This is a genomic window from Pseudoalteromonas sp. 20-MNA-CIBAN-0454 (assembly GCF_040308685.1).
GTDB lineage: Bacteria > Pseudomonadota > Gammaproteobacteria > Enterobacterales > Alteromonadaceae > Pseudoalteromonas > Pseudoalteromonas nigrifaciens.
Genome location: NZ_JBEOOB010000255.1, coordinates 1 through 232 on the forward strand (window position 1 = coordinate 1; position 232 = coordinate 232).

Consider the following 232-nt stretch of genomic DNA (forward strand, 5'->3'; position numbering starts at 1 on the left):
GTCTTGACCCAAGCCGGTGCTGATCTCGTCAACGGCGGCGGCACCTTACCGCCAGTGGATTTAACCGTCTCTGATGGCAACTTAACCGGCCAAGACAGTGACACCCCGGCGATCACCCCGACCAACGATGCGCCGACCATTGATGTGGTCGCCAATGACTTTACTGAAAACAGCGCCGTCGATGGCGATGTCGCCGCAACCTACACCACCTTTGATGAAGACGGCGATACAC

General features: G+C 57.8%; 1 protein-coding gene. It reads left to right on the top strand.

Features of this window, described 5'->3' with window-relative positions:
- Positions 1-232 (top strand): hypothetical protein (locus AAEZ22_RS18670; protein ID WP_352298589.1); only part of this gene is annotated, 232 nt, incomplete at both ends.